Below are 25,882 nucleotides of genomic sequence, written 5' to 3'. Positions count from 1 at the left end.
GGAAGATCGCGGTCCGGTTCGATAAAAGAAAACGCCGTGCGTTAGGATGCACGGCGTTTTCTTTTGCTTCAATCGGAATGCCGCTTCGAAGGCCGTTCCGGCCTGCCGCAAGACTCATTTCGGCCCGCCCTGTAGCGCAGGGCGGGCCTAGGCAACCGGCAGGCCGGAACACCTCAAACCTCGCGGAAGGAGCGGCTAGCCTGATCCAGCAGGGGCTTGAGGAAATAGGAAAGCACGCTTCTTTCCCCTGTCGTAATGAAGGCTTCCACCGGCATGCCGGGCATCAAATTGAATTCGCCCAGCCGCTTTATCTGCTCCGGTGAGATGGCGACGCGCACGACGTAATAGCTGGCGCCTGTTTTTTGATCCACCGTCACGTCCCCTGAAATGCGCTCCACCGTTCCGGTGATTTCCGGCGTCGTTTTTTGATTGAAGGCGGAAAAGCGCAGGTTTGTCGCCTGGCCGTAATGTATCTGGTCGATATCCTGCGGCGCGACCTTGGCCTCCACCACCAGCTTGTCCACCTCCGGCACGATCATCATGATCTGTTCGCCCGGTGCGATGACGCCGCCGACGGTGTGCACGGCCAGCTGATGCACCACGCCATCCTGTGGCGCGAGAATATCGACACGTTTCAACTGGTCTTCGGCCGCCACCCGTCGTTCTACATATTCGCCGATGCGGGCGTCCATCTCACGCAGATCGGAACCGACCTCCTCCGACCATTGCTCGTCGATCTGAAGGATTTGCAGCGCGGTTTCGCTGATCTTCGCCTCGACCCCGGCAATGCCCGCCATCAGCCGACCGATATCGCCGTCAATATCCGTGGCCTGACGCTCCAGCGTGCTGAGCCGGCTCTTTTCCATCAGGCCTCTTTCGTGCAGGGAGCGAAAGCGGATCAACTCCTCGTCGACCATGCCCTGTTCGCGAAAATTCGCCGTGCGTTCGGCTTCCATGCCGGCGATCTCATCGCGAAGCTGCTGCACGCGCTGTTCGAGTTGACGCTTTTTGCTTTCGCGAACGGCCCTGCGGGTTTCGAAAAGACGCTGTTCTGCGTCCAGCATCGCGACGATCTCGGCATCGCCGCTCCGGTCGAGCAAGGCCTGTGGGAACACCACCTTGCCGGCCCGGTCACGCTCGCTCTCCAGCCGCGCCTTGCGGGCGGTGAATTGATCGAGGCTTTTGACGATGATGGCCAGATTGGCCCGCGTCATCGTCGCATCGATGCGCATGACGACATCCCCGGCCTTCACCCGGTCGCCATCGCGCACCATCAATTCGCTGACGACGCCGCCGACCGGATGCTGGACCTTTTTCAGGCTGGTTTCCACCACCAGCGAACCCTGCGCGATGACCGCGCCGACGATCTCGGTGCCAACCGCCCAGCCGCCAAGCAGGCCCGTCAGCGTGAGAAAGCCAAGCCCGCCAACGAGAAGGTGGCTGTGGATCGAGCGTTTGAGTGTCTGCCATTCGTCCATCTTCATGCCTTTCCTGTTTCCGCGGCCTGCACGACCTTGAGGGCGCCCGCCGCGCCGCCGACCGGCCGCAGCACCTTGGCGAGAACCTCCTCCTTCGGACCGAAAGCCTGCTGGCGGCCATCGGCGAGCATCAGCACCTTGTCCACGGCCAGAAGCGCGCTTGGGCGGTGGGCGATGATGACGGCTACGCCGCCGCGCTCGCGAATGCCGAGGATCGCCGCCGTCAGCGCATCCTCACCTTCGGAATCCAGGTTGGAATTCGGCTCGTCGAGCACGACGAGGAAAGGGTCGCCATAAAGCGCCCGCGCAAGGGCGATCCTCTGCTTTTGCCCCGCCGATAATTGCCGCCCCGTCTCGCCCACTTCGGTGGAATAACCATCCGGCAGGCTGACGACGAGATCGTGAATGCGCGCCGCGCGCGCCGCCGCGATGATCTTGTCCGAACTTGCCTGCCGGTCGAAGGAGGCGATGTTTTCGGCAATGGTGCCGTCCAGCAATTCGATCGCCTGCGGCATATAACCGATGTGGCGCGCCAGCGCCTCGGCCGGCCATTGCTCCAGCGTCGCACCGTCCAGCCGGACGGAGCCTTTGAGCGGCCGCCACAGGCCGACAAGCAGGCGCGCCAGCGAACTCTTGCCGGAACCGCTCGCCCCGATCACGCCAAGGCCGCTGCCGGCCGAAAGCGTGAAGGCGATATCCTGCAGAACCGGCTCCGCCGTCTCCGGTGGAATGGCGCTGACGCGCTCGACCGACAGCAGCGCCTGCGGCGCGGGCAGGTCCATGCGCATCGCGGCCTCCGGCAGCAACGCCAAAGTTTTTTCAAGCCGGCGGCGGCTTTGCCGGGCGGCGATGAAACCTTTCCAGTTGGCGATGGCGATATCGACCGGCGCAAGCGCCCGCGCGGACAGGATGGAACCGGCAATGATGATGCCGGGCGTCGCCTGCTCGTTGATGACCAGCCAGGCCCCGACGGCCAGAATGCCGGATTGCAGAACCATGCGCAGCACCTTGCTCGCCACGCCGAGGCCGGAAGCGATATCGCTTGCGGAGCGCTGCTCGCGCACATAAGCGCGATTATCCGCCTGCCAGCGATCCCGTAGCGGCGCGCCCATGCCCATGACGGCGATGATATCGGCGTTGCGGCGGGTGGCTTCGATCAGCCTGTTGCGCCGGGAAGCATGTTGTGCGGCCTCTTCCACGGGACGCTTGGAGACCAGCTCCGTCATCAGCGTGAACACGGTGAGGACGGCGGCCCCGGCAAGCGCCGTGACGCCGAGCCAGAAATGGAATGCGAAGCAGATGGCAATGTAAAAAGGCAGCCAGGGCAGGTCGAACAGCGCGGTCGGCCCGCTTCCCGACAGGAAAGAGCGGATCGTGTCGAGATCGCGAAGCGGCTGCGCCTGACGGCCGCTCACCGGCATGCGCAATTGCAGGCCGATCACCGCATCGTAAACCCGGAAGGACAAAAGCTGATCGAGCCGATCGGCGATGCGCACCAGCAAACGCCCGCGCACCGCATCGAAAAGCCCCTGAAACGCATAAAGCACCACCACGATGGCGAACAGCGCCACCAGTGTCGGCAGGCTGCGGCTCGGCAGGACGCGGTCATAGACCTCCATCATGAACAGCGAGCCCGTGAGATAAAGAATATTGACCAGAGCGCTCATCAAGCCGATGCCGATGAAAGCACCGACGCAGCCAGCGAAAACGCCCTTGATCTGGCGAACATTATTATTGGCGGAACGATAACGCATTTTACTATCCGTTGAGATCGTGGCGGCGGCAACCGGCGATGACACGCCTGTCGCAACCACCCGCGAACGAGAAAAAGGCGCATCCCGGAGGATGCGCCTTCATGGTTCAGGCGAAGCGGAAGTCGTCGATGACGAACTGCTCGGTCTTCACGCCATCGAAGGTGACGGTCGAGCCGTCCTTGAAGGCGATCTGCGCGCCGTTTTCACCGTCGGTGAAGGCGCCGGAGGCGATCAGCGACTGATAGTCGGCAAAGACATCCTTGGAGAGCATGACGACATCCTTGCCGTCTGCGCCGGCCTGGAAGTCCGTCACCACATCCCGGCCGGTGCCGGCCGTAAAGACGAAGGTATCCGCGCCGCTGCCGCCGGTCAGCACATCGTTGCCCGAGCCGCCGGCCAGCACGTCGTTGCCAGACCCGCCGCTCATCTCGTCATTGCCGCCGTCGCCGTAAAGCACGTCGATACCTGCACCGCCCATCAGCACGTCATTGCCTTCGCCGCCATAGACATCGTCGTGGCCGTCGCCGGCGATAACCCGGTCATTGCCGTCGCCGGCATCCACCATGTCATTACCGCCGCCGGCAGATAGCCTGTCATCGCCGGCGCCACCTTCGATCATATCCTTGCCGCCGGTTGCGATCAGTACGTCATCGCCATCGCCGCCTTCGACAATGTTATATTCGGTATAACCATCCACGGTAACAGTGGTGGCGCCCGTCGATTCACCGCCATTGGCGTCGCGCACGGTATAGGTGAGCGAGACGGTTGCCTGCTCATAATCTTCCAGCTTAGCGAAGGCGGAAGAGGGATCGACCACGAGCTTGCCGTCCACCACGGAGAAGGCTGCCGCCGCCTGCTCCTTCGTCAGGGCAAGACCGGCCACGGCCGTCACCGTAACGCCGACCAGGGTCAGGCGGTCACCTTCGACATCGGTGTCATTGGCCACGAGATCGAAGACGCCACGATCCTTCTCGCCCACGGCGACCGTGTCGGCAACCGCGACCGGCGCGTCGTTGACCGGCTTGATGGTGACGGTGACGATGCTCTCCGTCACACCGCCCCTGCCATCGGAAACGACGACGGTGAAGCTGCCGGTTCCGTTGACATTCTCATTGGGCGTATAGGTCCATGCGCCGGTTTCCGCATCGATCCGGGCGGCGCCGTTGACGGCATCGCCCTTCAGGGCAAAGGCGAGCTTGTCACCGTCTATATCGGTGGCGACGAGCTTGCCGCTGACGGCCTTGTCCTCATCCGTGACGACAGCGACCGACGCGACCACGGGCGCATCATTGACCGGTTTGACCGTGAAGGCGGCCGTCGCTTCGCTGGAGCCGCCGCGGCCATCGGCGATGCTGTAGCGGAAGCTCGCCTCGCCGTTAAAGTCGGCCGAAAGCGTAAAGCGGATGCCGGTTTCCTCCAGCACCGCCGTGCCGCCGACCGACCCCGAGACGCCGGTGACCGTCAGGCCGTCGAGATCGGCGTCGCGGTCGTTGCCGAGCAGGGTGGCGAAGGAGATGACGAAGGACGGCGCGTCCTCGTTCACCGCCGCCAGCCGGTCATCCGCCGCTGCCGGGCCGCGATTGACGAGAGCCTTGACGATATCGTCGCGGTTCAAAACCTTGCCATCTGCGAAAGACAGCCTTTCGATGCCGCCATCGGCAAGCTGGTTGCGCAAAGTCAGCTTTTCCCCATCCGCCAGCTCGATTTCCACGGACTGGCCGTATTTGCGCAGCACCGCTTCGCTTCGGGCGATATCGTGCAGCGAGAGCCGGTCAACCGCGCCGGAGGCCGAGGCGGTTTCCAGGATCTCGTCGGAACCGTCGCCGCGTCCATAACGATATCTGTCCGAACCATCGCCGCCGATCAAGAGGTCATTGCCCTTGCCGCCCTCGATGAAATCGTCGCCGAAGCCGCCGGAGATCATATCGTTGCCGGCATCGCCCCACAGTTCGTCATTGCCGGCGCCGCCGGAAAGCGCGTCATTGCCCGCACCGCCCGAAAGCGCATCGTCACCCGCGCCGCCATCCAGCCGATCATGGCCGCCAAAACCCTGCAACTCGTCATTGCCGTCATGGCCGAGAATGATATCGTCTGCAGCCGTGCCGACCAGAAGATCGTGGCCGGACGTGCCAGTTATCTCGCTCGCGTCCGGTATCGTCACCGCCTTGCCGCTCGGCAAGGTTACCAGAACATCGTCAAAGGCGACGCCCTGACCGGCGCGCCAGTTATAGAGGCCGAAGGTGCCCTTGCCCGGACCGTCGATGCCGATCGTCTTGGTGAACAGGGCCTCGCCATTCAGCCAGACCTGCAGACGATCATCCACCATATCGGCACGCAGCGTATTCGCAGCCGCAACCTTGTAGACGGCAGGCCCCTGCCAGAGGGTCTGTTCGATACCGTCCTTCATCGAAAACAGCTGCGACAGGCCGGTGCGGTTGTCCAACTCGAACTTGATGTAGTTTCCATCGTTACGGTAATGCAGCAGAAGACCCACCGCGCCGGACTGCGTCGTGAAGCCGGTCTGAACGGAATAGTCGCTCCACTCGTCGGAACCCGCGCCCTCGTAAAGTGCGTAGGTTCCCTTGCGCAGGGCATAGATGCCGTCACCCAGCGCGCTCCAGCTGAGGTTCCATTCAGCCGTCGGCGCGGTATCGCCATTGCCGCCGAGTTCACGGCTGTAGCGGTTGGCGCTCTGCACAAGGGCGCCGTTGACGACGGCCCACTTTGCGGCAGCGCCCAGCTCTCCTTCATCCACGAAGCGGAAGTTTGCCGCCTTGCCATCGGCGAAAGAGGTGCTGAGAAGGACATTCTTCGCGGCGATGATTTCGACCGTGACGGTATCGGATGCCTTGCGGCCGGCATCGGTCATATCGACGCGAACCAGATGCGTGCCCTGGCTTAGCTCAACGCGGCTCTTTGCGCCATCGGCGAGCTTTACGCCCTGTTCAGACCAGACGAATCGCGCCGCCTCGCTTGCACCGATTTTTGCCGATGCAACGAGGTCGACGGCGACCTTGCCATCGCCATCGCTGTCGACCAGCCGTATCGAACGGCCGGCATCGACGGCGAATGCACCCTTCTCGACAAAAATATCGTCAAAGAAGACCTGCTTGGTTTGATTGGCCCAGAGACCGATGCTTCCGCCCGCAAGCGGCGAGGCCTTGTCTTCAACGACGCCGCCGAACAGAACCTCGCCGTCGAGCGATGCAAAAAGACGGCCGCCATCGATTGCCAGTTTCACCACGCCATCGCGGTCGAAGGGCGCACCGGCCTGCTCGCTCGCCAGCACCGTTCTCACGCCATCGCGCATCTTGACAAGCTCGCGCCTGTTCGATGCGATGTCGAAGGACAGCAGGTAGTAATTATTTGCGTCGGTGTAATAGGCAACCAGACCGAAAGGCTTGTTGTCTTCCGACAGGATCGTCGCCGATACCGTATATCCGCTCCAGCCGCGCGAGCCTTCACCCTGCCACAGCTTGATGCCGTCCGCATCGCGATAGGCGCGCAGAGCGCCTTCCGGTGCGGCGATGGTCGCATTTGCCTGAGCCTGCCTGCCCGTCGCCGAGCCGACGACCTGCCATTTCGCACCGGCATCGGACCAGCCATTCGCATTGCCATCGTCGAAATTGTCGTGAAGCAGCGTGGCGGAGGTCTTGACGGCGATCTTGACGTCGTCGGTGCTGACGACGCCCTTGTCGGAGCGTGCAACGAGCGTCATCCGGTGGACACCGCCGCCGAGTTCGACCTCGACATTGGTTCCGCGACCGACGATCTCGCCATTTTCATTCAGCCACTCGACGCTGGCAATCTGGCCGAGCTTGTCGATATTGGCCGCGACGAGCTTGATCTTTTGCAGGCCGGTCGCCGCCGTCACGGTCTGGTCGTTGCCGGCGCGGGCGACGAACTGAATGTCCGGCTTTCCGAGATGGACGCCGGTGATGGTTTCCTGATGCTCGCGATAGGCTCCCGTCAGCTGAACGGAGGATTCCGTTCCGATCTTCTGGGACAAGGACCCCGAGCCGAAGCTTGGCGCGAAGGTGCCGTTGGAAAAATCGAACTGAACCATGTTGACGCCGGAAAGCGTGGACTGGAACGGCCCCTTGGGCGTGACGGTTCCAAGTGCCGCCACTTCGGCGGAAGACAGCGTTTTTTCGAGAAACGCCACGGAAGACAGCGAGAAGGGCGCCGTTTCCTTGTCGTTATCGGCAAACAGCAGGAAGCCGGCCGAACCGATATCATAGGTCGCGCCGACGGGCTGGCTGCCCATCAGCTTGCCGTCGGCATATTTGTGCAGCGTGTAGCCGCCGGCCGGATTGCGCTCGACCGCAATGACGATACGCGTCCAGACGTCGAGAGGCACCGCCCCTTCATCGCGATTGTCGGTGCCGATCAGCGCCGTCTTGCCGCGATAGTTCAGCCACAAGTCGCCATCGGTGACATTGGTGAGGTCGCTCTGGAAGATCGACGCCAGCGAAGCGCCGTCCTTCGGCAGTTTGACATCCATGACGATGCTGTAATTGTCGAAGGTCGAGCCGCCATTCTTCGGGTTGAAGCCGGGCGTCACCTTCAAACCGTTGCGACCATCGAACTGCGGCGCGGTGATGACGCCGCTTACCGCGCCGCCGACGGTTTCTTCACCGAAGACAACCGGCTGAATGCGCGGATCGCCGCCGATATTCTGCGACAGCGAGCCGGAACCGACCGTCGGCGACATGGTGCCGTTGGAAAAATCGAACTGCACCATTTTAACGCCAGGAACCTGAGACGGGAACGGACCTTGAGCCGTTACCCTGCCAAGGGCCGAGACTTCGCCCGCCGACAATGTCTTTTCGAGGAAGGCGACCGACGACATGGAGAATGCGGCTGTTTCACCGCTGTCATCGGCAAACAGCAGAAAACCCGCGGCGCTGATGTCATAGGTGGCGCCGACGGGCTGGCTACCCATCAGCTTGCCGTCGGCATATTTGTGCAGCGTGTAACCGCCGGCCGGATTGCGCTCGACCGCAATGACGATACGCGTCCAGACATCGAGAGGCACCGCCCCTTCATCGCGATTGTCGGTGCCGATCAGCGCCGTCGGGCCGCGATAGTTCAGCCACAGATCGCCGTCGGTCTTGTTGGAAAGATCGCTCTGGAAGATGGAGGCGAGCCCGCCGCCGTCCTTCGGCAGCCGGACATCCATGACGATGCTATAATTATCGAAGGTCGAGCCGCCATTGCTGGGCGTGAAGCCGGGTGTCAGCTTGAGCCCGTTCAGCGGATTGAACCGGGGGGCCGTGATGATGCCACTCGCCACGCCGTCAATAGTCTCCTGGCTGAACGCCACGGTCTGGATTTCGACATTCGCCGTCGCCGCCTCGGCGCCCTTGCCGTCGCGCGAAGGTACGGCGTCCCCACGCGAACCGGTGAGATATTCATCGAGCGCCGAGAGATAGGTGCTGGTCATCACCGTGTTATTGTCGGGATCGATGGTCACCAGCCGGATTGCGCCGTTGCCGCCATTGCCGCCGCGCGACGCATCGCCATTGCCCGTGACTTCCGTCGCCACGCCGTCCTGATAGTTGACGAGCATCTGATAGACAGGCTTGCCCGCATCGTTCAGCGCCACGACCGTTTCCGCGCCGTCGCCGAAAACGTGACCGGAGAAGACGAAGCTGATATTCGGATGTTTCGAGATCAGCTTCTGCCACATATCCTCGCCGTCATTGGCATTGGCGGGGCTGGTGCCGATGCCGTAATTCTTGCCGGTGCCTTCGGCGAAAAGACGGTGCGAGAAGTTGTCGGCGCGATTGGCCATGTTGGTGTAATGGTGGGTCGTAACGATCGCTCGATATTCCACATTGGCCGCGAGAACCTCACCGGCCCAGCGCAGAACATCGTCGCGCGCGCCGAATTCCAGCGTCAGCACCATCCATTTCGTATTGTCGGCGCCCGTAAACGTGTACCAGGCGTTCTTGCTTTCATTCGGTTCCTGATCGTAAACCCCACCCAGCGTCGAATTCTTGCGTAGGTAGTCCGGGGAGAAACTGTCCGTAATCAGCGAGGTATAGTTCTTCGCGCCGAAACCCTGGTCGTGGTTTCCCGGCACCATGGCGTAGGGAATCTTGCCATCCAGCTTGCCGATTGCCGCCTTGGCGATGGCCCACTCTTTGGCGGTGTTGTTCTGGGTAACGTCACCGACCTGCGTCACGAAGCGGATGTTGAGCGCTTGGGAATTCTTCACCAGCCAGTCGAACATGCCGTTCAGGGTTTTGTCGCCATTGGGCAGATAGGTGTAGTCCTGCGTATCCGGCACCACGGCGATGGTATAGGCGTTGGGGCCGGCGACGCGCACGCGGAAATCGTCTATCGCGGTCTTGCCGGCGCTGTCGGTGGCCGTCACGCGGATATCGGAATGGCCGAGAGCCGCAAAATCGAGCACCAGCTTGTTGCCGTCCTTCAGCACCGCGCTGACCGTCTCGTTCTTGCTGTTCTGGACGGTGAAGGTGAGCTTTTCACCGGAGAAATGCTTCGACAGGTCAATCGTCGCATTGGCCGCATCCGGCGTCACCATCATGTCCTTGATGGCGGAGATCTTGACGACGGCGACCGGATCGACGGCGGGTTTTTCACCGATGGCGAGAATGCCGGCCTGGGCCGGAGTCTTGAATTCAAGTGCCGTACCGTTGCCAGTGACTTTGCCGGAACCCATGACCGGTGTCGCCGAACCCTGGGCAAAGCCGACTTCAAGGACACCAACCTTTTCGGCCTCGGACTTCATCTCGACCGGCAAAATGCCGGAGGCCTTGGCCTCGCCAAGATAGGACATTTCCTCGCTTGTCAGAGCCTGTTTGAGGAACAGGAAATTGCTGAGATAGCCGGGCGAGGTCTCGCCGTCCTCATCGGAGAAGATCAGGAAGCCCTTGGCCATGTCGATGGCGAAGCGGCCAGCGCTGGATGCGGCAATCTTCTGGTCGGCGATAAATTCGCCGTTAATGTACTTCTTCATTGAAACCGCGCCGCTGGCGTCCGTTTCAATGGTCAGACCGATACGGTTCCAGGCGTCCAGCTTGGCCGTGCCGCGATAATCGCTGCTGATGCCGAGGCCATAGCTGTCACCGCTTGCCTTGCCGAAAATATCGCCGTCGCTGACGTTGGTAAGGTCGGTCTGCAGCAGGGGCATCCAGCCGGTGGAACCGTTTTTCGGGAAATAAACGTCGTAGACGAGGCTGTAGGAGGTCGCCATGCCGGTGCCGTTCGGCGAAACGAGAATGCTCTGATTTTGCGACAGGCGTGGAATGGTCAGCAGCCAGTCGGAAGAGGTTTCGATGGGATTGGCGATCGAGTTTTGGGTGGTCGTCATCTCTTTGGCCTTTTTAACGTGAAACGGGGTGGCCGAAGGGGCCATGGGCGGCACGATTAGAGGCCGGGACTAACGCCCCGATGACGAATTCCTAACAAATCGTAAACGCGCCATAGCGATTCCCGATGTCGCCCATCGGTTTTGTCACGGGGTTAATGAAGTTGTCCCGCTAACGTCATGGAATTGTCAGCATTTTCGCCGATAGTCCAATCGCACCGGTGCCTTTCGTGTCGGCCGGCGGCAGAACAGGATCCCATGTCGACCACGCAGCTGAAGGCCTTCCACATCGTCGCGCAATCGGGCGGCTTTTCTCAGGCCGCGCGGGACATGGCGATCAGCCAATCGACCCTTTCGGCCCATGTGCGGGAGCTGGAAGCCATCAGCGGCGTCAACCTTCTGGAACGAAAACCGCGCGGGGTGAGCCTCAGCCCGCAGGGCGAGCGCCTGTTCGAAATTACTGCGCGCCTGTTTCAGGCGGAGAACGAGGCCAAGGCCTTCCTGCGCGGCGATACGGGTTTTGCCGGGGGACATTTGCGGGTCGCCGCGGACGGTCCTGTCCTGCCACTGCCGATCCTTTCGCGACTGAAGGCCGAGCGGCCGCAGCTCACCTTCTCTCTTTCGGTCGATAATTCAGCGCGGGTGGTGGAGCAGATCATCGACTATCGCGCCGACGTCGCCATCACCGCCCGCGCACCGGACGATCCGCGTCTTTATGGCGTCAAATTTCTTAGCATGCGGCTTGGCCTGTGCGTGCCCACCACCCACCCGCTAGCGGAACGTGAGGGTGTCTTCATGGCCGAACTGGAAGGCTTATCCTTCGTCATGCGCGAGCGGGGATCCCGCACCCGCGAAATCTTCGAAAAGAACCTTGCCGATCATGGCATTTCCATCCAGCCGGTGATCGAGATTTCCTCCCGCGAGGGCGTGCGCGAGGCCATCGCCAACGGGGTCGGATGCGGCGTGGTCGCCGATCTGGAATTCGGCCATGATGCGCGCCTTTCCTTCGTGTCGCTGCGCGACGCCAGTGAACTCATCGACGAATATGCGATCTGCCTTGCCGAAAGGCGGCATCTGCCGCTGGTGCGCCGGTTCATCGAAGAAGCCGGCCGGGCCTGATTGCGGCCCGACGAAGGCCCCCGTCGCCGCAATAGTCAGAACACGTTCCGGTGCACATCCGTCATCGCGCGCCGCAGGTCGTCGACGGCAGAGGCCGTCGGCCCCGGCTGGTCGTTGAGCGCCGGCGGCATTTTCCAGCCGGGGTCTATGCCTTCCATATTGGGCAATTCGTGGGCGATGCCTTTATGGCAATCGATGCAGGTGGCCTTGCCCGTCAGCAGATATTTGGAATGGATATCGGCGGCGCGCTGCGTCTGTTTGGTAAAGTCCATGGCGGCGGAGGAATGGCAGTTGCGGCATTCCAGGCTGTCATTGGCCTTCAGGCGCGACCATTCGTGCTGGGCAAGCTCCAGCCGCTTGTCGAGGAACTTCTTGCGCGTATCGATGGTGCCGAAAATCTTGCCCCAGACCTCCTTCGAGGCCTGCATCTTGCGGGCGATCTTGTCCGTCCACTCATGCGGCACATGGCAATCCGGACAGGAGGCGCGCACGCCGGAACGGTTGGAGAAATGCACCGTCCGGGTCAGTTCCTCATAAACATTCGCCCTCATCTCGTGGCAGGAAATGCAGAAGGCTTCCTTGTTGGTCATTTCGAGCGCGGTGTTGAAGGCGCCCCAGAACATGACCCCGCCGACGAAACCGCCAAGAGTGAGGAAGGCTAAGCTGAGCGTGCCGGCCGGTGTCGTCAGAACCGCCCAGAGCCAGACGAGAAGTTTTTTCACACGGGCGATCATCATTCGCTACCCGCCGGTTTGACGCCCATCTCGCTCATGTCCTGAAAGGTGTTGGGCACGAGCGGCCGAGTGTCGGCCTGCGGCACATGGCAGGCGGTGCAGAAATAGCGGCGCGGTGAAACATCCGCCAGCATCTGGCCTTCGCGCGTCATGTAATGGGTGACGCTGATCATCGGCGCGCCGGAATCCTGCGTGAATTCGCGCTTGTGACAGGAGAGACAGCGGTTGGCGTTGACCGACAGCTGGTAACCGTCGATCGAATGCGGGATGACCGGCGGCTGCTCCGGATAGGCGCGCATGCGCCTGAAATCGTCGATCACCCATTTCGGCAGGGGTTTGGCGGGTTCGGTCTGCATGGCGTCACCGCGCGGGCCGGACAATTCCGGCACCATCTGCGCAACCGCCCCCGTCGCCACCGTCGCAACGACGAAAGCGGCGATCATCCATCCGTGTTTCCTGATCATGCGACCGGCTCTATCTTGACTGCGCATTTCTTGAAATCCGTCTGCTTGGAGATGGGATCGGTTGCGTCGAGCGTCACCTTGTTGATGAGCTGGCTGGCATCGAACCAGGGAACGAAGATGACACCGGGCGGCATGCGGTTGCGGCCGCGTGTTTCCACGCGGGAGCGTATTTCGCCACGGCGCGACACGATGCGGATTTCTGCGCCCTGATTGAGCCCGCGCTTGCGCGCATCGTCGGCATTCATGAAACAGCGGGCGCCGGGGAAAGCCTTGTAGAGTTCCGGCACGCGCATGGTCATGGAGCCGGAATGCCAGTGCTCCAGCACGCGACCCGTCACCAGCCAGGTATCGAATTCCGCATCCGGGGATTCCGCAGGCGGCTCGTAGGGCACGGCGATGATGACCGCCTTGCCGTCCTTGTTGCCGTAAAACTTCACGCCCTCGCCCGGTTTGACATAGGGGTCGTAACCTTCGCGGTAACGCCACAGCGTTTCCTTGCCATCCACCACCGGCCAGCGCATGCCGCGCACCTCGTGATAGGCATCGTAAGGCGCCAGATCATGACCGTGGCCGCGCCCGAAAGCGGCATATTCCTCGAAGAGACCCTTCTGCAGATAGAAGCCGAAGTGTTTTGCCTCCTGGTTTTCGTATTCGCCGTTGATCTCGCTCAGCGGGAACTTGCCGACATCGCTGTCCTTGAAGAGCACCTCGTACAGCGTCTTGCCGCGATAGGCGGGATTGGCATCCAGTATCTCCGCCGGCCACACCTCATCCGTGGTGAAGCGTTTGGAAAATTCCACCAGCTGCCAGAGGTCGGAACGCGCTTCACCCGCGGCCTCGACAAGCTGGTGCCAGACATGGGTGCGCCGCTCGGCATTGCCATAGGCCCCTTCCTTCTCCACCCACATGGCGGCGGGCAGGATGAGGTCGGCGCTCATGGCCGTGATGGTCGGATAAGCATCCGAAACGACGATGAAATTTTCCGGGTTGCGATAACCCTGATAGGTCTCGTTCTTGGTGTTGGGACCGGCTTGGACGTTATTATTGACCTGCACCCAGTAGAAATTCAGCTTGCCGTCGTGCAGCATGCGGTCCTGCTGCACGGCGTGGTAACCCGGCTTTTCCGGGATGATGCCGTGCGGGATGCGCCAGATTTCCTCGGCATGTTTGCGGTGTTCCGGGTTGGTCACCGTCATGTCGGCCGGCAGGCGATGGGCGAAGGTGCCCACCTCGCGCGCTGTGCCGCAGGCCGATGGCTGGCCGGTGAGCGAGAACGGGCTGTTGCCCGGTTCGGAAATCTTTCCGGTCAGCAAATGGATATTGTAGACCATCTGGTTGGCCCAGACGCCGCGCACATGCTGGTTGAACCCCATGGTCCACAGCGACATGACCTTGCGGTTCGGGTCCGCATAAAGCTCGGCCAGCTCCTCCAGGAAACCGGCTTCCACGCCGGTCATGGCGGCGGTCTTTTCCAGCGTGTATTCGGAGACGAATTCCTTGAAGGTCTCGAAATCGATCGCTTCAGTCTTGGTCGGATCGGCGGAATTGGCGGCATTTACCTCCGCCGGATTGTCGGGCCGCAGGCCATAACCGATATCGGTGACACCGCGCACGAATTTCGTGTGGTTCTTCACGAAGTCTTCGTTGACGCGCCCGGTCTTGATGATGTGGTTGGCGATGTAATTGAGGATGACGAGATCCGTGCCCGGCTTGAAGACCATCGGAATATCGGCAAGGTCCATGCTGCGATGGGTGAAGGTCGAAAGCACCGCCACCTTCACATGGTCGAAGCCCAGACGCCGGTCGGCAATGCGCGTCCACAGAATGGGATGCATCTCCGCCATGTTCGAACCCCAGAGCACGAAGGCATCGGCGTGTTCGAAATCATCGTAACAGCCCATCGGCTCGTCCATGCCGAATGTGCGCATGAAGGCGTAAGCGGCGGACGCCATGCAGTGGCGGGCATTGGGATCGAGATTGTTGGAGCGGAAGCCGGCACGCATCAGCTTGGTTGCGGCGTAGCCTTCGAAGATGGTCCATTGGCCGGAGCCGAACATGCCCACGGCCGTCGGCCCCTTCTCCTTCAGCACCCGCTTGCACTGCTGCGCCATCACGTCGAAGGCCTCATCCCAGCTCACCGGTTCGAACTCGCCGTCCTTGGCGTAGACGCCGCCTTTTTTGCGCAGAAGCGGGGTTTGCAGGCGGTCCTTGCCATACATGATCTTGGACAGGAAATAGCCCTTGATGCAGTTGAGGCCGCGATTGACCTCCGCCTGCATGTCGCCATGGGTGGCGACGACCTTGCCTTCCTTGACGCCGACCATGACGCCGCAGCCCGTGCCGCAGAAACGACAGGGCGCCTTGGACCACTTGATCTGCAATGCGGAAACCCCGCCCGGCACCGGCTGGGCGGCGGCCGGCAGCGCAATGCCCGCCGTTGCCGCCGCAATGCCGGCGGCATGGGCCTTCAATAGATCACGCCGCGTCAGTTCGCTGCTCATCGCCGCTTGTCTCCTCTGTGTCGACGTGTTCGAAAACCATGTTGGCGGCAATCACACCGTCGAGTGTCGAAATATAAGTGAGCGTATCGCCCAGCATGCCGGTGCTCGTGCCGTCTATGACGATGACGATCTTGCCGTTGCCCTCGCCATGAACCTCGACATTGTCGAGCGTTGAAAGCGTTGCCAGCACAGCGTCCCGCATCTGCGGCATCACCGCCACCACGGCACTTGAAACATGATACCGGCCTGTATTTTCAGGCATATTGCATCTCCGTGGCTCTCTCTTTGATCTCGATCACACTGGCGGGACAGACGGACACGCAGGCCCCGCAACCGGTGCAGGCATCTTCCAGCAGTTCCGGAACGAAGGGGCCGCCACGGCGGGGCCGAAACCGGATGGCCTCGGTCGGACAGGCATCGCGGCAGGCCTGACAATCGATATTGCCGAAGGCGAGACACCCCTCACCGATCGCCACGACATGATCGAAGCGCTGTGCCGCGGGGGCGGTAAAGACAGGCTCGGGACAGGCCTCCGCACATTTGCCGCAGAAGGTGCATCCCCCGGCGGAGAAATCCACGGAAGGCAGACCGTCCGCCATGGCAATGATGCCGGTGGGACAGACCTCGACGCATTTTGCGCAACCGCTGCACGCGGCGAGGTCGCTCAACGCGACCCCGGGGGGACAGATGCGCGGTCTATTTTTTTGTCCGCCGCGCAAAAAATCGCGCCGGCTGAGAGAGACTTCCATCATCATCTCGCCCTCAATGGCCGGGCGGCCCCGGCGGGCCGTAAATGATCTGGAACATCCAGACGATAAAGCCATAGGCTCCGACAAATCCGACCGCCAGAATGGGCCAGATTCCAAAGGCCAGAACGGCGAAGGTCACAAGTTCCTTTGTCCGGCTCGGCTTTTCATCTGCGTGTTGAGGCGCGACTATTTTAGGCATATTCGCGTTTCCCTATTCGGTTGGAGTGATAATCGACCAAAAAGAAAATATGTTCAACCATTTGATTTTATTGATTATTTATCAAAACTAACATTCATCAATATCCCTCTTCTAAGTCACTGATTTCACATTGTGCTTTTGCTGAAAAAATAAACAAATTCGCCGGAACAGTGATGTCGGCGCAGCGGGGCAAGCTCTCGCTCATCCGCATGCCCCCGCCTCATCGATGCCAGGCGCGCGCATGAAAGGCAGAAAGCCCTGCAACCAGACCCCGAAGCTCGCCGCCCACAAAGCGGCGCTGAGGCCATGGTGATAGGGCGATAATGTCGCGGCAAAATCGAATTCCGGCAGGATGCGGACCAGACCGGCCATCACCATCAGAAGGGCGGCCGCACGCGCCTGCCATGGCAGATGCGTCAGATTGCGGCCCGTATGCCGCAGCCCGGCAATGATGAAGACGGCCATGACGGCGCATCCCAACGCCCCGACCGACAGCAGATGCAGCCCCGCGGCGGGCGTGACGGGAAAACCGAGCCGTGTCGCGCCGAGCGCCAGAAAACCTGCGCCCGCAAAGGCGCTGCCGAGGCCAAGCAACAGCACCTCTGTCTTGAAGACGGCACGCCCGATGAACCATTCGGCCAGCCGGTCGAAAAAGGCGGCACCGGCCGCGAGCGAAAGCCAGGCGCAGACATCGCTTTGCGGAAAGAAAAGTTTCGCCGCCATGTAAAGCGTCACCATGGCGCCTGCCATATGCTGGCGACCGGGATGCGGCCGGTAAGGCGTGGTCTCGCCGCCGGGATCGAGCGCCAGATTGATGACGACCACATTGATACGCGCGGCGGAAAGGGAAAACAGCACGGTGAAAATGCACAGCGCCGCTTCCAGAAAGCGGGATGCAAGTTCGAGATCGCCGCTCCACCAGGCATAACGCACACCCGCTTCAGCCGCCGTAAACAGAAGAAGCCAGATAAGGAACGCCAGGTGCTTCGCCGTGCGCCGCGCCAGCATCGCCCTGCCGATGAGAACGCAGAGCGCGAGCAGAAAGGCGAGATCGAAAAAACCTGCAAACAGGCTCCCTGCCTCCACCCCGAGAAAGCCGATAAGGCGGCCCGGCAGCCAGAGACCGGCGAGATGAAGCAGCGTTCGTCCCTGCGCCGGCTTCGTATCCGTCCATTCCGGCACCGCCGAGCCAAGGAAACCGACAAGCGCCATGCCATAGGTGCCGAAGATCATTTCATGGGCGTGCCATTGCGATGCAGGCACCGCATCGGCAAAAGGCAGGGCATAACCACCGATGACGATCCACAGGAAGGGCCAGCCTGCGCCGTGCAGGGCGGCCAGAGGGAAAAACAGCCGCAGGGCTTCGGAAAGGATGGGGGGTTGCTTCATCGCACCCGCTCCTTTGCCGAAAACAGTTCGGCGAAGGCCGGGCTCCCGGACAGGCGTTCCGCTTCGTCGAAAACCGCACGCGCCATGCGCCGGCCCGGCGAACCCGCGGGCTTATGCGCGGCAACGACACGGCCATCGACGCCGGAGAGCACGATCAGCCGGTCGGCCACCAGCAACGCCTCATGAAGATCATGGGTGACGAGAAGGGTGGAAAAACCGCGCCGGCGGACGGCGCCCACCAGAAGCTCCTGCAAATGACGGCGCAGGCCGACATCGACGGCGCTGAAGGGCTCATCCAGAAACAGCATGTCCGGTTCCACGGCTAGCGCCCGCGCCACGCCGGCGCGCTGGCGCATGCCGCCAGAGAGTTCCACCGGATATTTGCCGAAATCCGCCGCCTCCAGACCGACCTCCAGCGCAAAACGGCCCGCCCTTTCGCGCCGTTCCCGTTTCGGCATGCCGGCCGCCGCAAGGCCGTAGGCGATATTGTCGATAAGCGTCATCCACGGCAGCAGCCTCGGCTCCTGAAACACCAGACCCTGCCGGCGATAATGGCGGTGCACGCGACCGCGAACAGGATCGATGATACTAGCCGCGATCTGCAAAATCGTCGTCTTGCCGCTGCCGGAGGGGCCAAGCAGCGCCACGGTTTCCCCCGACGCTATGCCGAGATCGAAATTCTCGAACAGGCTGCGACCGAGAAAGGCGTGGCCGACATGTTCGAAACGCAGGATGGAACGGTCGCTCATCGTTTGACACCCCATGGCAGCCCGGCGGCGCGCCAGCGTTCCAGCGCCTCGCGCAGCAGATGCAGCAGGCCGTAATCGGTCAGCAGCGCCAGCGCGACGGTGATGGTGAGCCAGGCGCTGACCTGCGCGATGTCGAACAGCGCGCGTGCAGTGGCCAGTTCGCCGCCAATGCCGCCGGAATTCGAAAGGAGCTCGGCCATGACGGTTACTTTCCACGCGCTTCCGGCCGTCGTCGTCCAGGCCGGGAAGAGGTAGGAGAGCACATGCGGCATGGTGACGGTGCGCAGCCGGTAAAACCATGGAGCGCCGAAGGCCTGCGCCATCACCTCCAGCTGACGGTCCCGCTTGGCGACACCTTCCAGCGCACCGGCAAAGGACACGGGAGCCGAGGCGATGATGACGGTCATGACAGCCGTGCCCCCCGACGAGCCGAACCAGATGAGCGCAAGCACGATCCAGCCGATGGGCGGCACGCCGAGCAGAACGGTAACGACAGGCTTCATCAACCGCATGGCCGCGAAGGAATAGCCCGCCAGCACGCCCGCCACCGTGCCGATGCCGGCGGCGATGGCGAAACCGGCCAGGGCCCTGACGGCGCTCTGCGACAGGATGGCGAAGAAATCCGGCCGCGCTGCCAGAAGCCCCATTGCCGTGAAGGTCTCACCGGGCGAAGGCAGGATGAAGGAGCCATAAATCTCATGCCCGGCCTGCCAGGCGGCGAGAAAACAGAAAATACCTGAAAGCCCGGCCCAGCCCGCCCAGAGATAGCGGCCCATCCAGCCAAGACTTTCGAGAATGCGGTTCATGCCTGCTACACCAGATAAAACCCGTCATCCGGCCGCCGGCCGCCGATGATTGCCGGGTCGGCCCTGGCAAGCTCATCGTAAAACGCCTCGAGATCGGCGCGCGCAGCGCTCGCCTTCAGGGCGCACAGATGACTTGTCGGAAAGGAGGCGGCGATGATTTCCGGCGGGAAACCCAAGGCATCGGCGGCCGCAGCTGCCGCCGTCTTCGGATCGGCTACGGCGCTGGCGAGCGCTGTCTCCATGGCGTCCTGCAGAGCCTCTATACCGGCCCTGCCGAGTTTTTGCTGGACTGGCGATGTCAAGGCGAGGCCGGCCTGTGGAATTTCAGCCTTGCCCGCCACCTTCGCCCATTCCCGCTGGATATCGATGGTGCGATGGACGGTCATGAAAAACGACTTCGCCTTGATGACCACGGCGGTCGCGGCCGGCTCGCTCAGCAGGGCGGCATCCACCCGTCCCGTCAGCAGCAATTGCACGGCTTCTGGCGGCGAAGCGGCATATTCCAGCTTGATGTCACCGAGCTTCAGGCCGTTTTCGGCAACAAGGCGGCGCAGCACGAAATCGGGCATGTCGTTCTTGAACGGCAAAGCGAGGGTCTTGCCGGAAAGGCTCTGCAGGGAGTTCAACGTCCCGTCTTTCGAAACGATATAGAGCAGGCCCGTGGTCAGCACGTTCAACAGCGCGAGGCCGAGACCGCGATTGTGGAGATTGGCGACGCCGTAGCTCGGCATCACCACCGCCCCCATGGAACCGGAGGCGACGGCGGCGCGCATTTCATCCGGCGTTTTCCAGGCTTTGAAGACCGCTCCGGGTGCAACATCCTTCAGGAACCCGCCCTTTACCGCATGGGCCAGCACGGCGGAGGGCGCGGCAGGAGGACCATAAAAGGTGAGTGGCGTTTCCGCCTTCGCAACATGCGGTGCGGCAAGTGTCGCGACCGCGAGCCCGGAAAAGGCTGAAAGAGCCTGACGGCGGGTGAGATGGGCCATGGTCCTGATCCTTTCGCGCCGGAAGCGCCATGATGCGCGTGACGCCCGCTCAGACCGTTTTCCGGTCCCGGCGCGTCACCACCCGGAAATGACATTTTGCAAGCGCCCGCTCTTTGCGCAGGATCAAACAGGGCCGAAAACAGGGATTATTCACCCTTCCTGAGTGAGAGCGCGTCCCGCAGGAGCCGCGAGCCCTCCTGAGCGGCGGCGGCGATATCGAGAAACATCAGGCTTGCGGTTTCAACCACACCTTGATCCACCGTGTCGTCTTCGGCGAAATCGCAGAGCATCTCGGTCAGGAGCGCGATCTTGCGACGCTCCTCGCGGGCGGCGGCCAGAAGCTTGACGATATTGCGCTGGCGCTCAAAATCCTCGAGTTCGCGCAGCGCCTCGTGCACCCTGTCGCGGCAGCCGCAATCAAGCGCGCTCTGCAAGACAATGTCGCGCACCAGATGGATTGCCGCCGCGATATCCGCTCCGCCCGGCGTCGCTGCGGACAGCGTTTGCTCACTTTGCCTGTTCGTCGTCATGCATTCACCCCATGCGCCGTGTTGCGGGCACGGGCGATCCAGGCCGCCCCTTCCTGCCCGTGGTGAAAACCATTGGAAAAGGGCACGTCCGGATAGATTTGCCCGAGACGTGCAAGACCGTCCTCCGCCTCCCGCCTGCCGGCCAGAACATCGTGATGGATTTGCGCCACCGCAACCATATCGCAGTCCTGCGGCGACAGCCGGAAGCGGGAAATGCCGGCGGCGGCCAGATCCTGCAATTCGCCAAGCAGCGACTGGCAGGTATGCGACACGGTCTGCACGCCGTTCAGCGCCAGAAACGACTGCCGGTCGAGCGTGCGTACCGGCAATCCATCCGGATCGTCACCGCAGACGAACTGGCAATTATCCTTGATATTGCCCTTGGCGCGGGCATGGGCACAGCGCGCCGAAATGGCGAGCGGCAGGCGGCCAAAGGCGAAGATTTCGAAGTCCACATCAGGCGTCTGCGCCACGATGCGCTCCACCGAGGTCATCGGCAGTTCCGGCGGCAGGCATATGGCGCTCGCGCCGCGAGACGACAGCAACCGCGCGGTCGCGGCATTATAGACATTCACCATTGGCCCGACGACATGCGGCGTGCCGTGCAGCATGCCGAGCGCGGAAAGATCGTTCGCCTCGACCGGATAGGGACTGTCTGCGATCAGGCCGCGCAGGTGGCGACTTTCCCGCTCCAGCGTCACCAGTGAAAGCGTCGAGAGGATCACCCGTTTTCCCGCACTCTCCAGCCGCTCGATCACCTCTGCCAGATGCGGCTCGGTGAAATGAAACCGTTTGGAGCAGACGGTTTCACCGAGATAGACATGGCTGACGGGCGCTTCATCGGCGATGCGGAAATAGAAATCACGCCATTTCTCACCCTGCCAGAGATAGAGGACCGGGCCGAGCGCCAATGTGGCTTTTGCGGGTTTTGCCATCGCCGTCATCTCCAGCGTTTCTCATAAGCACCGACGGTGGTGCGCTGGCCTTCGCTCAGGAGCCGGAGGCGGGAAAGCAGCCTGCCACGCTCTTCAGCACCGGCAGCAAGCGCCCGGTGCAGGGTGGAAACCACTTCCGCCACATAGGCCTTGCCGCGCTGGCGGCCCTCGATCTTCAGCGCGCTGACGCCCGCCTCGCGCAAGGCATCGATCTGGTCCATCACGTCAAGCGACACCGGATCTTCGAAGGCATAGGACCTGTAATCGGCAATCTCGAAACGGCCCTTGCACAGCGTCGGGTAACCGGCCGCCTCGCCGGCGGGAAAACGGTTGATGGTATAATCGCCAAGTTCCGATACCAGCTCCTGCCCGTCCTGCCGGTAGCGGACATGGCTTGCCGGCGAGCAGACGCCGTTCATGTTGGGTGACTTGCCTGTGGCGTAGGAGGATAGCGAGCAGCGCCCCTCCGCCATGACGCAGAGACCGCCGAACACGAAGATTTCGATCTCACAGCGGATTTGCCGCGCCAGCCGGGCGATGTCGGGGATAGTCAGGGTGCGCGGCAGCACCACACGTTTCGCGCCGAAGGCATCGACGAGGAAATTCACCGCATCCGCATTGGAGGCGGAGGCCTGCACGGAGACGTGGATACGTTGCTGCGGATGATGTTCCGCCACATGCGTCATCAGGCCGAAATCGGCAAGGATAAGCGCGTCCGCTCCCGCCTTCACGGCATCGGCCGCGCCGCGATACCAGATATCCTCATGCCCGGCGCGCATGAAGGTGTTGAGCGCCACGAAGGTCTGCACGCCGCGCTTTTTCGAGTAAACGATGGCCTCGGCGAGTTCCTCGCGGGAAAAATTAAGGCCGGGGAAATTGCGGGCATTGGTTTCATCGCGAAACCCGCAATAGACGGCATCCGCCCCGGCATCCACGGCCTCACGAAAGGCGGCGGGCGTTCCCGCAGGACAGATCAGTTCCATGCCTCACCTCCCCGTGTTTCGGATAGAACATGGCCGCGCAGGCGGTTCGCAAGGCCCGTTACCATCGGCGCGAAAGGTCCGGCAAACGCACCGAGATCGCGCGGCAGATCGATGCCGCTATCATCGAGCGCATTGCGCAACGCCAGCATCGCCTCCATATCGCCGGTGACGCTGAGATCGCGCGAGAAGAACAGCGCATCGGCATCCTGCCGCCCCTCCATCAGCGCAAGCAGCATGAAGAGCGGTCCCTCGACCGCCGCGTCCGTCTTGGGCAGGCGGGCCTTGCGGCTGACGGTGATGGCGGGACCTGCCGGCTCGACCATGAAGGCGAAGGGGAGATCGACGGGCAGAAAGGCGTAGCGCTTGCCACGATGTTCGCCGAGCCGGACGAACATATCCGGGTGCCGTTTCATGACCTGCGCCAGCATCGCCGCCGTCGCTCGCTGCACCACGGCAATGGGCAGAAAATTCATGGGGCGGGCGATGGCGGCGGGAAAAGGTCTCATGAAAGGTCCTGTCGGCTCAGTTGCGGGCGGCAACCTAACCGCAGCGCGAGGATGGCGGTTTGAGCGAACGCAAAGACAGGGAAATTTTCGGGTGCGCCTTCACAAAAGCCGCTATAAATCATTTACTTGCCAAGCGAAGGAGGCCGCCCGTGTCCGATTTAAGGGTCAAACGGATTTACGAACCCGCCAGCGACGATGACGGCGCGCGCATTCTGGTGGACAGGCTGTGGCCGCGCGGCATGAGCAAGGAAAACGCAAAGCTTTCCCTGTGGATGAAGGAAATCGCGCCCAGCAACGAATTGCGCAAGAACTTCTCCCATATGCCGTCTCGCTTTGAGGAATTCACCCGGCATTATCATGAGGAGCTTTCGGCCAATCCCGATGCCGTGGCACACATGAAGGAACTGATGGCGAAGGGCCGGGTCACGCTGCTTTATGCCGCCCACGATACCGAACACAACCACGCCCTGGTTCTCGCCGACTATCTTCGTTCGCACTGAGCCGCATTTGCGGCAGCGCAAGGACATGCCGCACTGGCGCCTGCAAACAGGCGGCATGAGAGACGAAGAAACAGAAACGAGACCCATCCGCACCGCCGATCTGCGCGGTTTCATCCGGCTGCTGGAAGAACGTGGGCAGCTGCGGCGAATTCGTCAGCCGGTTTCGCTGGTGCACGAAATCACTGAAATCCACCGCCGCGTGCTCGCCGATGGCGGGCCGGCGCTGCTTTTCGAGCAACCTGTCGACCATGAGGGCAAGGTGCGGGACATGCCGCTGCTTGCCAATCTGTTCGGCACGCGGCAGCGCATCGAATGGGGGCTCAGGCTGGAAACCGGCGGCCTGCCCTCGCTTGGACAAAAGCTCGCCGAATTGCGCGAGCCGCAGCCGCCGAAATCCATGGCCGAGGCATGGGGTAAGCTGCCTTTGCTGCGGGCAGCACTTTCCATGCGGCCACGCAACATCTCGCGCGCGCCGGTGCAGGAAAGGGTGCTGACGGATGATGCGGTCGACCTTGCCTGCCTGCCGGTGCAATGGTGCTGGCCAGGCGAGCCGGCCCCGCTCATCACCTGGCCGCTGGTCATCACCCGTTCGCCTGACGATCCCGACGATATCAATGTCGGCATCTACCGCATGCAGGTGTTGGGACCGGACAGGGCGATCATGCGCTGGCTGGCGCATCGCGGCGGCGCGCATCACCACCGGTTGTGGCGTGCGCGCGGGCTGGATATGCCTGTTGCCGTCGCCATTGGGGCCGATCCTGCCACCATTCTCGCCGCCGTGATGCCGCTTCCCGACCATATCAGCGAGCTTGGCTTCTCCGGCCTGCTGCGCGGCTCGAAAAGCCGCATCGCAAAGGCATTGACGGTGCCGATGCCGGTGCCCGCCAATGCCGAAATCGTGCTGGAAGGCACCGTTTCGGCAACGGAAACGGCACTTGAAGGCCCCTATGGCGACCACACCGGCTATTATAATTCGGTCGAATCCTTTCCGGTCATGACGCTGTCGGCGATCACCATGCGCCGCGATCCGATCTATCTTTCCACCTATACCGGCCGGCCGCCGGATGAACCTTCGGTTCTCGGCGAAGCCATGCTCGAGATTTTCCTGCCGCTCGTGAAAAAGCAGTTTACGGACATCGTCGATCTGTGGATGCCGCCGGAGGCCTGTTCCTACCGCGTCATGGTCGCATCCATCGACAAGCGTTACCCGGGACAGGCAAAGCGGGTGATGATGGGCCTCTGGTCGATGCTGCCGCAGTTCAGCTATGTGAAGCTCATCATTCTGGTCGATCCCGACATTGATGTGCGTAGCTGGGCGGATGTGATCTGGGCGCTCTCCACCCGTTTCGATGCTTCGCGCGATACGACGATCATCGACGATACGCCGATCGATTATCTCGACTTCGCCTCTCCTAAAGCCGGTCTCGGCGGCAAGATGGGACTGGACGCCACCCGCAAGCTGCCGCCGGAGACGGAGCGCGAATGGGGCCGCGTGCTATCCATGACGCCTGACGTGATCGCGAAAGTCGATCTGATGTGGCGCGATCTCGGCCTTGGAGAACGGCCATGACCCCGTGCCGCGTCGTGGTCGGCGTCACCGGCGCCTCGGGCGCCGGCATCGCCCTGCGTATTATCGAGCGCCTTGCCGGGATGAAAAGCGTCGAAATCCATCTCGTCCTGTCGCAATCCGCCGGGCGCACCGTGTTGCATGAGGAAGGGGCGCAAGCCATGGGGCGGATGTTTTCGCTCGCCGGCGTCAATCATTCCATCGACGATATCGGCGCTGCGATTGCCAGCGGCTCTTTCCCGACGGCCGGCATGATCGTCGCCCCCTGCTCCATGCGGACGCTCGCGGCCATTGCAACCGGGTTTTCGGACAATCTCCTCACCCGCGCCGCCGATGTGCATCTGAAGGAACGCCGGAAACTTGTGCTGATGACGCGCGAGACGCCGCTGCATCTCATCCATCTGCGCAACATGTGCACGGTGACGGAGGCTGGCGCCATCGTCATGCCGCCGGTGCCGGCCTTTTACAACAGGCCGCAAAGCGTCGACGATATTATCGACCAGCTCGCCGCCCGCGCCATCGATCAGCTCGGCATCGCTTCCGCGCCGCAGGCGCCGATATGGCAGCCACATATGGTGAAGGCACGCTAAG

At 62.1% G+C, this 25,882-nt stretch carries 21 protein-coding genes; 4 read left to right on the top strand and 17 right to left on the bottom strand.

The window, feature by feature from the left end; all coding sequences use genetic code 11:
• Positions 1-173 precede the first annotated feature (173 nt).
• The 3 genes from ACQZ60_RS20735 to ACQZ60_RS20725 all read right to left on the bottom strand — a co-directional run bounded on the left by ACQZ60_RS20735 (position 174) and on the right by ACQZ60_RS20725 (position 10,574).
• Positions 174-1,478: an HlyD family type I secretion periplasmic adaptor subunit gene (locus ACQZ60_RS20735; RefSeq protein WP_448736067.1), complete on the bottom strand. Its 1,305-nt coding sequence runs from the start codon at positions 1,476-1,478 to the stop codon at positions 174-176.
• Between the two features lie 2 nt (positions 1,479-1,480).
• Entirely contained in the window at positions 1,481-3,232 is a 1,752-nt protein-coding gene (locus ACQZ60_RS20730) for a type I secretion system permease/ATPase (protein ID WP_448736030.1), read from the bottom strand.
• Between the two features lie 106 nt (positions 3,233-3,338).
• The gene (locus ACQZ60_RS20725; protein WP_448736029.1) at positions 3,339-10,574 is read right to left on the bottom strand and encodes an Ig-like domain-containing protein; all 7,236 of its coding nucleotides are present in this window, start codon (positions 10,572-10,574) and stop codon (positions 3,339-3,341) included.
• A 255-nt stretch (positions 10,575-10,829) separates the two neighbouring features.
• Here ACQZ60_RS20725 and ACQZ60_RS20720 point away from each other — a divergent pair, with 255 nt between their 5' ends.
• Positions 10,830-11,690 carry a LysR substrate-binding domain-containing protein gene (locus tag ACQZ60_RS20720; protein ID WP_020811049.1) on the top strand — a complete coding sequence of 287 codons (861 nt, stop codon included), beginning with the start codon at positions 10,830-10,832 and terminating at the stop codon, positions 11,688-11,690.
• Positions 11,691-11,725: 35 nt separating this feature from the next.
• Here ACQZ60_RS20720 and ACQZ60_RS20715 read toward each other — a convergent pair whose 3' ends face one another.
• The 14 genes from ACQZ60_RS20715 to ubiT form a co-directional block, all read right to left on the bottom strand.
• Positions 11,726-12,421 carry a cytochrome c3 family protein gene (locus ACQZ60_RS20715; protein ID WP_031234041.1) on the bottom strand — a complete coding sequence of 232 codons (696 nt, stop codon included), beginning with the start codon at positions 12,419-12,421 and terminating at the stop codon, positions 11,726-11,728.
• Positions 12,422-12,423: 2 nt separating this feature from the next.
• Positions 12,424-12,915 carry a nitrate reductase cytochrome c-type subunit gene (locus ACQZ60_RS20710; RefSeq protein WP_065655264.1) on the bottom strand — a complete coding sequence of 164 codons (492 nt, stop codon included), beginning with the start codon at positions 12,913-12,915 and terminating at the stop codon, positions 12,424-12,426.
• Positions 12,885-15,389, bottom strand: coding sequence for a periplasmic nitrate reductase subunit alpha (gene napA / locus ACQZ60_RS20705; RefSeq protein WP_020811052.1), 2,505 nt, complete (start codon positions 15,387-15,389; stop codon positions 12,885-12,887). Before napA ends, ACQZ60_RS20710 begins: the two co-directional genes overlap by 31 nt.
• A complete protein-coding gene (locus ACQZ60_RS20700; protein WP_003520944.1) occupies positions 15,364-15,651 on the bottom strand; it encodes a chaperone NapD in 288 nt (95 codons plus the stop codon). Before ACQZ60_RS20700 ends, napA begins: the two co-directional genes overlap by 26 nt.
• Positions 15,644-16,144, bottom strand: coding sequence for a ferredoxin-type protein NapF (locus tag ACQZ60_RS20695; RefSeq protein ID WP_020811053.1), 501 nt, complete (start codon positions 16,142-16,144; stop codon positions 15,644-15,646). The genes ACQZ60_RS20700 and ACQZ60_RS20695 overlap by 8 nt, the downstream gene beginning before the upstream one ends.
• 7 nt (positions 16,145-16,151) lie before the next feature.
• Positions 16,152-16,337: a periplasmic nitrate reductase, NapE protein gene (gene napE, locus ACQZ60_RS20690; RefSeq protein ID WP_031234042.1), complete on the bottom strand. Its 186-nt coding sequence runs from the start codon at positions 16,335-16,337 to the stop codon at positions 16,152-16,154.
• Between the two features lie 201 nt (positions 16,338-16,538).
• On the bottom strand, positions 16,539-17,726 hold the full coding sequence (locus tag ACQZ60_RS20685; protein ID WP_448736028.1) for an NnrS family protein: 1,188 nt from the start codon (positions 17,724-17,726) through the stop codon (positions 16,539-16,541).
• Positions 17,723-18,475: an ATP-binding cassette domain-containing protein gene (locus ACQZ60_RS20680; protein ID WP_020811055.1), complete on the bottom strand. Its 753-nt coding sequence runs from the start codon at positions 18,473-18,475 to the stop codon at positions 17,723-17,725. Before ACQZ60_RS20680 ends, ACQZ60_RS20685 begins: the two co-directional genes overlap by 4 nt.
• Positions 18,472-19,281 (bottom strand): ABC transporter permease, encoded by an 810-nt coding sequence (locus ACQZ60_RS20675; protein ID WP_020811056.1) that lies wholly within the window; start codon positions 19,279-19,281, stop codon positions 18,472-18,474. The genes ACQZ60_RS20680 and ACQZ60_RS20675 overlap by 4 nt, the downstream gene beginning before the upstream one ends.
• Positions 19,282-19,286: 5 nt before the next feature.
• A complete protein-coding gene (locus ACQZ60_RS20670; protein WP_020811057.1) occupies positions 19,287-20,270 on the bottom strand; it encodes an ABC transporter substrate-binding protein in 984 nt (327 codons plus the stop codon).
• A 146-nt stretch (positions 20,271-20,416) separates the two neighbouring features.
• Positions 20,417-20,800: a hypothetical protein gene (locus ACQZ60_RS20665; RefSeq protein ID WP_448736027.1), complete on the bottom strand. Its 384-nt coding sequence runs from the start codon at positions 20,798-20,800 to the stop codon at positions 20,417-20,419.
• Positions 20,797-21,735, bottom strand: coding sequence for a ubiquinone anaerobic biosynthesis protein UbiV (gene ubiV / locus ACQZ60_RS20660; protein WP_448736026.1), 939 nt, complete (start codon positions 21,733-21,735; stop codon positions 20,797-20,799). Before ubiV ends, ACQZ60_RS20665 begins: the two co-directional genes overlap by 4 nt.
• Before the next feature lie 5 nt (positions 21,736-21,740).
• Positions 21,741-22,718: a ubiquinone anaerobic biosynthesis protein UbiU gene (gene ubiU, locus ACQZ60_RS20655; protein WP_448736025.1), complete on the bottom strand. Its 978-nt coding sequence runs from the start codon at positions 22,716-22,718 to the stop codon at positions 21,741-21,743.
• Positions 22,709-23,224: a ubiquinone anaerobic biosynthesis accessory factor UbiT gene (gene ubiT / locus ACQZ60_RS20650; protein ID WP_448736024.1), complete on the bottom strand. Its 516-nt coding sequence runs from the start codon at positions 23,222-23,224 to the stop codon at positions 22,709-22,711. Before ubiT ends, ubiU begins: the two co-directional genes overlap by 10 nt.
• A 149-nt stretch (positions 23,225-23,373) precedes the next feature.
• Between ubiT and ACQZ60_RS20645 the strand changes: the two genes are divergently transcribed.
• The 3 genes from ACQZ60_RS20645 to ACQZ60_RS20635 are packed head-to-tail and all read left to right on the top strand — an operon-like array spanning position 23,374 to position 25,881.
• Positions 23,374-23,724 carry a DUF488 domain-containing protein gene (locus ACQZ60_RS20645; RefSeq protein WP_003520958.1) on the top strand — a complete coding sequence of 117 codons (351 nt, stop codon included), beginning with the start codon at positions 23,374-23,376 and terminating at the stop codon, positions 23,722-23,724.
• A 55-nt stretch (positions 23,725-23,779) separates the two neighbouring features.
• Positions 23,780-25,294 carry a UbiD family decarboxylase gene (locus ACQZ60_RS20640; RefSeq protein WP_448736023.1) on the top strand — a complete coding sequence of 505 codons (1,515 nt, stop codon included), beginning with the start codon at positions 23,780-23,782 and terminating at the stop codon, positions 25,292-25,294.
• Positions 25,291-25,881, top strand: a complete 591-nt coding sequence (locus ACQZ60_RS20635) for a UbiX family flavin prenyltransferase (protein WP_448736022.1) — start codon at positions 25,291-25,293, stop codon at positions 25,879-25,881. The genes ACQZ60_RS20640 and ACQZ60_RS20635 overlap by 4 nt, the downstream gene beginning before the upstream one ends.
• Position 25,882: the final 1 nt, after the last annotated feature.

It is taken from the genome of Agrobacterium sp. 22-223-1 (assembly GCF_053522385.1).
This window is presented reverse-complemented; position numbering and strand designations above follow the sequence as displayed.